6 protein-coding genes are annotated in these 6,000 nt (G+C 68.8%); 4 read left to right on the top strand and 2 right to left on the bottom strand.

The window, feature by feature from the left end; translation table 11 throughout:
• Positions 1–305: 305 nt before the first annotated feature.
• From IO40_RS0129310 to IO40_RS0129295, 4 genes are all read left to right on the top strand, one after another.
• Positions 306–773, top strand: a complete 468-nt coding sequence (locus tag IO40_RS0129310; protein ID WP_055496289.1) for a hypothetical protein — start codon at positions 306–308, stop codon at positions 771–773.
• Positions 774–1,204: 431 nt separating this feature from the next.
• Positions 1,205–1,498 carry a hypothetical protein gene (locus IO40_RS37295; RefSeq protein ID WP_031176451.1) on the top strand — a complete coding sequence of 98 codons (294 nt, stop codon included), beginning with the start codon at positions 1,205–1,207 and terminating at the stop codon, positions 1,496–1,498.
• 284 nt (positions 1,499–1,782) lie between these two features.
• Positions 1,783–2,049: a hypothetical protein gene (locus IO40_RS0129300; protein WP_051719341.1), complete on the top strand. Its 267-nt coding sequence runs from the start codon at positions 1,783–1,785 to the stop codon at positions 2,047–2,049.
• Between the two features lie 480 nt (positions 2,050–2,529).
• A complete protein-coding gene (locus tag IO40_RS0129295; protein ID WP_051719335.1) occupies positions 2,530–3,762 on the top strand; it encodes a hypothetical protein in 1,233 nt (410 codons plus the stop codon).
• Positions 3,763–4,152: 390 nt separating this feature from the next.
• On the opposite strand, the gene IO40_RS0129290 is transcribed toward IO40_RS0129295, so the two are convergent.
• Together IO40_RS0129290 and IO40_RS35100 are read right to left on the bottom strand one after the other, a co-directional pair.
• A complete protein-coding gene (locus IO40_RS0129290) occupies positions 4,153–4,770 on the bottom strand; it encodes an adenine nucleotide alpha hydrolase family protein (RefSeq protein ID WP_135567023.1) in 618 nt (205 codons plus the stop codon).
• Between the two features lie 104 nt (positions 4,771–4,874).
• Positions 4,875–5,621 carry a hypothetical protein gene (locus tag IO40_RS35100; protein WP_234336614.1) on the bottom strand — a complete coding sequence of 249 codons (747 nt, stop codon included), beginning with the start codon at positions 5,619–5,621 and terminating at the stop codon, positions 4,875–4,877.
• Positions 5,622–6,000 lie beyond the last annotated feature (379 nt).

Genomic DNA, 6,000 nt, shown 5'->3' with positions numbered 1-6,000 from the left:
GACACCACCCCCCGGGTCATCTGTTCGACAGGGGGCAACAGTCATACCGGGCCCGGAGGCCAGCAGCCCTCTTGCAGGACCGCGAACAACATAACGGGGAAGACGGATCGGCCGAGGAAGGGTCCCGGCCCTCCGTCCGCCACCTCAGCTTGAGTTTCAACCTCCGATGCCTTCCGGAGGGCGTTCCTGCAGCCCGTCCCGCTGCCAACGTTGCTCCGCCCACCGTCTCGCTGCCGTAGCCAGGGAGGTGTCCTGTCGTTGACCTCTGGGGGGCCTCCTAGCCACGCACGAGATGAGGCACCTGGATGAGCACGACAGAGGAGAAGAGCACGGCATGGTCTGCTGGGATGTCACAGGACAAGCTGGCCTGGTACGCCTTCCAGAACCCACACGATGAAATGCGCCTGGGTTCAACCGGGCTGGTGATGCCCAAGTTGCTGGCCGTACTGCTCGCGGCCGGTCTCCCGCTGGTGAAAGCGGGCCCCCCTATGCGGATCCGTGAAGCGCACGGGTGGCAGCTGAACCTGCACCGAGACACACAGCGGATCACGGTGCACATGCCAGGGGAGGACGAACACCTGCTCACGCTGCCGGGCGAGGTCCCGCCACGGTGGGACTACCTCGCGCGCCGGGTGGGTTATGTCGCCCTGTACGTGGCGGACGACCTGGGACTGCCGCGTTGCGGCGGTGAGGTGGAGCACCAGCGCCAACTCACCGCCGCGGCAGAGCGAGGCCGACTCGTGGCAGCCTCCATCGCCTACACCGCTACGTAGCTCCAGCTGTCACCACCCCACCGTGGACCTGGCTGAGGGCGTCCGTCCGGCGCCTATGCGGGCGCCACCGAACCACGGCCGCCTGCCGCTCTATGGGAGGGCGTACAGGTCCGGGTTGGGAAAGGCATGACGGACCCTGCTGTTCGAACAGCCCGGGGCTTCCACGCCGGCCCCGTCCTTACCTGGGAATTAGGAATCCGGGGGTTCATCAGGCACGTACGGAACGTCGACGACGGGCGTGTTCGGCAGCCTGGGCGAGGGACGCAGCGAGGTCCGCATTCTCCCGATGCCTGCGTCGGCACGCCGCCTCCGAGCGTCGTGAGGCCGCCGCCCGGGTGGTCCGTGAGCGCGGGCTGCTCGACGACGCCTGATCGAGGTACCGACGTGGCAGGTTCTACCCACCCACCCCCGGCCCTCGTTCTGGAGTCCGCATGTTCCCAGTCATCTGCCTCACCGTTTGTCAGAGCGCAGCGGTCCTCGCGTTCCTGGCCGGGCGCATCGCGCCCGGCGGCTTCCACGCCGTGATGGCCTTCCTCGCGGGCCTCGGCGCCGTTCTGGCCGTCTGGCGCCACTGGACGGTCACGGCCGAGGTCTGCGCTGTCTGCACGGCTGTGCATGCGTGGAGATGGTGGAGCAGGGGCGGCGGTGACGGTATCCGGCGCCGGCTGAAGTGCTGGGCGCGCCGCTTTGAGGGGACCCGCCGGGCCTCCCCCTCCCATGCCTGACCCACGCCGACCGCTCACATCCTCTGAACGGCGACCGCATCGTGATCGGCACCGCCACAGTGTGGCCTTCCTCGGACGGCCAAGTGTCACGACCGTCTCCTCCGCACCCGCCGATAACCCGACCTGAGGGCGAGACGGCATCCCCTCCCACGCCATCGTCCCCCGCGGGGCCGGGACGCGCAGCGGGCCGCCGCCATCCAGTCCGACCAGCAGGCCGCGACGCCCGAGGAGTACATGCCGGGCCGTACGACCGACCCGGCGACGTGGCTGCGCACACCGAAAACCTGGACCGGCTCGCCGCCTTCACCCGCGAGGCCAGCACCCGCCGCGCCTACAAGGACCGGCCGAAGCCCGAGCAGCACCGGATGTATGCCGCGCTGATCGGCGGCCCGCTGGGCGGGCTGCTGCTGGACATCACCGGCTGGCAGCCGGAAGAGATCTACGACGGTGCCGCCCTGCCCGAGCTGGGGCGGTGGCCTGGCGGCCGGGCGCTGTACGATTCGCGCCCCGGCGTCACCTTTCGCTTCTACTCCTTCGGTGACACGCCCTGAGCGATGCGAGCTGCTACACGCGATGCCTGGCGCGGGGGAGCTCCTGACGTACCTCGCGGTCCAGAGCGGGGCGGACCTGAGCGAGTAGCTTCTTCGCCAGACCCGTGCACCCTCGCTCCCACGATTACCTACTCCACATGGAACGGTGCGCTTCACGGACGCGACGTCTCGTGGCACGGGCGATAGCCAAGGGCTCCAGGAGCCAGCCAGCGTGACACCAGCAACTGCGCGGACGCGGTACCCCGATGCAGTCGCCCTCCAGGAACGCACTGGGCATCACTTCCCCCCTCGTCAGCGTTGGCTGTTCTCGATGATTCGACTACCACGTCCTTCGTCACGCCACTCTTGCGGATGAAGGAGTGGTACAGCCAGCCCTCTACGTCACCCTTGCGGGGGACTCTCTGTCAGTGCGGATGTCTAGCGTCCTGCGGTGACCGATCCTCCGCGCCGAAGGCGCCCGCTTCACGTTGGTGACCCTGGATGAGCTTGACGTCTGGACTCCACTGTCCCCGTACCCCGCTGCGTCGCTTCCTGGACCGGGAACTGAGCGCTGGGCCCAAGCCATTACGCGAGAGCTTCCGCGCTCAGCACGCCACCGACCAGGTTCTCCTGCCGCCGCCCGGGGTCGGCACCGAGGCCGGCACCGTCGGAACGGCGATTGACCAGCGCCTGCGCTTGGCCTTCACCACAGCCTCTCCTCTCGATGGCGCCACGCTGATCGGCATGGCTCAGGCCGGCCAGTGGCCCGGCCCAGCTGGTCCTGCGATGCGCAGCGTCGCGTATGAATTGGCCGCCCGTCTCGCGGAGACGGTCCACCGGCTTGAGCTCGACAACCGCTCAATGCCCCTTGATCGGCCGCACGAGGACGAGGAAGACCTCGCCCGGCTCCTGATCGCCGCAGCTTGGTACCAGGTGTGTGCCCGCACTTCGATTGGCTTCGCCTTCACACCCTTGGCCGACGCCGCACGCGAAGATCCCGACACCTTCTGCCTCGAGCGCCTCCTGGCCCTCCCGCACCCGGACATGGTGGCCGACGTCGCTGGCCAGCTCTACAAGACCGCGGACGGTCCTCTTGACGACCTTCGAGCCCGCACGCAGCCCGCCGACTGCCACGGCGGTCCCACGTTCGACGGGGCGGAGATGACCGCCGATGCCGACCTGATCGCCGACGGCTTCCTCATCGACCTCAAGAGCACCAGGCACCCGCGCAACTCGCTCTCCATCCGCACCGCCTGGCAGCTGTTGGGCTACCTGCTGCTCGACGCCACCGACCGGTACCGCATCGACACCGTCGGCCTCTACCTCACCCGCTCCGGCGTTCTCGCCAGCTGGCCCGTCGAAGGCTTTCTCGACCTCCTCGGAACACGCCGCCGGGACCTGACGGCCCTGCGCCGCGCCCTGACCGAACTGCTCAACGGCTGCCCAGCCGACGTGGTCCCGACCAGCCAGGACGAAGAAGACCACATCCAGCGTCTCCTCGCCCGGCTGGAGCCGATCATCCCTGCCGGACACTGCCGCGTTTGCACTCAGCCCCTGCCCGAGGCCGTCCCGTCTCTGCGCGACTACTGCAGCCGATGGTGTGTGGTACGAGCCAAGACACTCCAGAAGAAGGGCTGGCTCCCACCCCGCCCCCCAGCCCCCCTCCGGCCTCCGCGCAAGGCCGTCCAGCCACCACAGAAGAAGACCCCACGAGTGAGAACAGCCTGGCTCTGATTCATGCCCACGGGAAGCGAAGCGTCGAGCCCGGCTGTCCCACGCCGGCGAAGTCCTGTGCCCCTCCCTCTTCCGGGAAGGGCGCCTCCCCGCGCGCTGGCCAGTGCCGACCCCATGCCTTCGATCGGCGCACCCCCGCCACTCCCGAAAACTGAGACCGTGCGCGGAAGGCGTCGGTGCTCCGTGGGAGTGAGCGCAGCAAGGCGATGTCTTGTTCGGGGTTGCCGGCCCCGGCCACGCTCGGTATTCGTCACAGCTGTGAGGTCCGTACGCAGCGTGGCCTCGGGGCGCGGCGGGGGGAGGTAGGTCGGACCGATGCTGCCGTTCCCGCCGCGGGTGACGACCCGCAGCTTCAAGTCCCCGCCCGGTCCGCGAGGGACGCCGAGGGCCCTATAGCGGGTCGGGGCCACAGATGGCACAGCGTCTCGTCCGGCAGCCCTTCGCCCGCAGCTCCTCTGCGGTGAACAACTCGGGCAGCCGGGGATGGCCGATGTACGAGCTCAGTTCACGCACCTCCGACAACCGGGCCATGACCTTGTCCGGGTTCTCCAGGGAGGGGCAGTCCCAGCGGTGCAGACGCGCCCCGCTCGAGCCCTTGGCGTAGGTGGCACCGGCCTCACGCTGCGCCTTCCAGCGGGCCACTTCCTGGCGTAGACGTGCCTCAGCACGGTCAGCATCGTCACACGGCTTGCATCGGCCGGTCATGTACCGGCACGAGCACTCGCCGCATCCCTCACACGGCACGCAGGGGTGGCTGCGCCGCTCTCCCGGTCGTGGCTGCGGGGACACGGTGGTGGCGAGCGGCTGGCCCAGGTGCTCGCCGAGGTCCACCAGGCCAGCCTTGTCGAGCTCCTGGAGGAACGGCTCCACCGCTTCGCCGTCGGGCAAACCGACCAGCGCCGGAATCTGCTTGGCAGGAACCACGTGGTCGGCTGCGGCCAGCACAACGATGTACAGCAGCCGGGCGGTCGCACTCAAGCCGGCGTCGAGGAACACCTCGCGATCCACGGTGACCAACGGGACAGAGCGGGGACGAACACGCAAGATTCCATGCCGGGCGCGGACGAGAGAACCTGTCCCTGCGTGCTGGGACGAAGACCGAGCCACTGCGGTCAGCCCTCCGTGCGGGTGCACAGATGGCCAGCCGGACACGCCTCGCACCCCTTCTCATCGACGGCACCGGACGCCAGGGCCGCGGCGAACAGCTCCCTGGCGTGCGCAGCGCCGTTCACACCGTCATGCTGGCCGTACGCCTCGGCGTCGGGCTCCTCCAGCCCGGACCGGCACATCCGCAGATACGCCACGGCACCCGCAACCTCAAGAGGCAGCTCCTCCCAGATGCGGTTGGGCATGCAGGTCATCGCGGTGACCGCGTCGGGGTCTCCCTGGAACCGCCAGGGCTGCCCAGGCTCTTCGGGCCTCTTGGCAACCATGCGAATGAAGGCGATGTCGTGTTCGTCGTCCGTATCGACGAGCAGAGCTCCCACCGCGTGCAGGCGGTGGACCGACTGGCGCATGTCGGCCGTGTAGCCGAACCTCGCCGCTGCCTCCGCGAGGGGCATGAGAGTGCCCTCCTCACCGTCCCCGAAGATGGGAAGCTGCCCGGTGTCGATGAGCTCGTCCAGGTACAGGGCGGCCTTCGGTACCTTGTTGCCGTACAGAGGACCGAGACGAGCCAGTCGCTTCATCAGGGCGCGGGCTTCGTCGCTGACCCGCGGATCGTCGATCTGGTCCGCGTTCATGTCGGCGGTCACCAGGAACCACTCCTCGTAGCCTTCGCCAGGCGGCTGGAGTTCCTGAAGGGTGTACTGACGCGGAACGCGAGGCCGACGCGGCTTCCCCGGCTTCTTCCTGCCCATCACAACTCCTCACCTGGTTCTGGGACGCACCAACACAACGCTCAGCGGCACGGCAAGATGCTGCGCCATGCGGGTGTGCTCTGCCTGCACGCCACGGCGCACCGCAAGGTAGGGAGAGCCCGCGCACTGTCCTTCCGCATGCCCTGGAGCGGCTCGCTGCCCCGTGGACCGTGGGGTCGCGGGCAAGCACAACGAGGACCAGAAACATGGCGCCGAACCAGCGCGGCCGCTGTGGACCGAGGCCTGCGCCCGGGAGATGACAGCTCGTGGCGGTGCTCGCCGCCCGCATCCGCCATGACGGGCGCCTTCTGGGCCTGTGGCGCGGTGATCTGACCGGCGTCGACGGCGGCGAGTAGGTGCAGAACGCCGGGGAGTTCCA

It is taken from the genome of Streptomyces albus subsp. albus (genome assembly GCF_000725885.1).
Lineage (GTDB): Bacteria > Actinomycetota > Actinomycetes > Streptomycetales > Streptomycetaceae > Streptomyces > Streptomyces albus.
This window is presented reverse-complemented; position numbering and strand designations above follow the sequence as displayed.

Excerpts from the sequence above, each read along its gene's own strand:
- IO40_RS37295 (WP_031176451.1), top strand. The coding sequence starts at position 1,205 with ATGTTCCCAGTCATCTGCCTCACCGTTTGTCAGAGCGCAGCGGTCCTC.
- IO40_RS0129295 (WP_051719335.1), top strand. The coding sequence starts at position 2,530 with ATGAGCTTGACGTCTGGACTCCACTGTCCCCGTACCCCGCTGCGTCGC.
- IO40_RS0129310 (WP_055496289.1), top strand. The coding sequence starts at position 306 with ATGAGCACGACAGAGGAGAAGAGCACGGCATGGTCTGCTGGGATGTCA.
- IO40_RS35100 (WP_234336614.1), bottom strand. The coding sequence starts at position 5,621 with ATGGGCAGGAAGAAGCCGGGGAAGCCGCGTCGGCCTCGCGTTCCGCGT.